The 1,170-nt window shown below is 31.7% G+C and carries 1 protein-coding gene and 1 pseudogene; one reads left to right on the top strand and one right to left on the bottom strand.

Features of this window, described 5'->3' with window-relative positions; translation table 11 throughout:
* Window positions 1-1,051, top strand: a 1,051-nt coding sequence (locus O9324_RS11205; protein ID WP_288140221.1) for a pentapeptide repeat-containing protein, incomplete at its 5' end; no start/stop codon positions are given.
* On the opposite strand, the pseudogene O9324_RS11200 reads toward O9324_RS11205, so the two are convergent.
* Window positions 1,038-1,170 (bottom strand): annotated as a pseudogene (locus O9324_RS11200) (IS630 family transposase); the annotation flags it as partial. The gene O9324_RS11205 and the pseudogene O9324_RS11200 overlap by 14 nt on opposite strands.

Raw genomic sequence — 1,170 nt, 5'->3', positions numbered from 1 at the left:
CAACCCCCTTGACTTTTCCAATCAGGATCTAAGGAATCGCTCATTTAAAGATAATCAAAACCTAGCAGGAGCAAACTTTCGCAATGCCGATATAAGAGGTTGTGATTTCACCAATGCCAATCTTGAAGGAGCAGATTTTTCAGGTACAAAGGCAGGACGAAGCCGCACTCAAGAAATAACTTTCATTGTGGCCGTCTTGATAGGTGTCGTTCAGGGATTTTTGGGGTCGAAAATATTGACATTTTCTTATGATTTTGGAGGATATATTTTAAGTATACCTATTATGATTTTAGGTTTGCTTATCGGTCTATTTTTAAGTCATTCTTTGATAACCTTTTTACGTTCACTTTCTGAAAGCTTAAACAAAGAGTTTGTTAATGACACCTTGTTGATGTCCTCTTTTTCTGGATTTTTTCTTGATAATATTCTTGGGCTAAACTTTATTTTTGCGCCATTGTGTTTATTTTTTTTATGGATGTTAATTGGAGACTTTCAACTAAAAACTGGAACATTTTTTAACAAAGCAAACCTATCCCGTACTCAGTTTACCCAAGCCACGCTGATCAATTGTGATTTCTCTAGTTCTGATCTCAACAATTGCACATTCTACAAAGCGACTTTGCGAAATTCTAACTTTGCTAATGCCAACGTCAACGGTACGGACTTTTCTAGTGCTAAATTAATAGGAACAAATAAGAAAAATTGGAATATTAATGCTGATACTAATTTTAATGAAACCATTTTTATTGAAAATATTAGTACGATATGGCTTGGTTTTTTAGTCAATTTCTTTAAAAAGGCAAACTTATTAGGTTTATTTTTAATGGGATTTTCTTTTGCTTGCTACATACCTCTTATAGTTCCTTTTGTCAATTCAAATATTCTTTTATTTTTAAAATTAATTATTGTAGTATGGCTCATATTTTCTATATTAATATCTCCACTTTTTTCTCGTTTTTCTGACAAAGGTATAACAAAACTTAGAAAAAAACTTAGAATTCCTTTTATTGGCTTAATATTTACTACTTATATATACTTTAGACGTTCATAATCTGAGATTTATTAAACTTCTGAAATCGTAGAGTGAGCAAGGAATCCAGTTCTTTTTTATGTTTCAGGTGGGCATCATTCAGACATTCATAAATAGCTGAAGAAAAGTCAGAAAAGTTT

The organism is Microcystis sp. LE19-84.1B (genome assembly GCF_027531875.1).
In the GTDB taxonomy this organism is placed as follows: Bacteria; Cyanobacteriota; Cyanobacteriia; order Cyanobacteriales; family Microcystaceae; genus Microcystis; species Microcystis panniformis.
The sequence above is the reverse complement of the archived record's forward strand: the minus strand, read 5'-3'. Positions and strand labels throughout refer to the sequence as shown.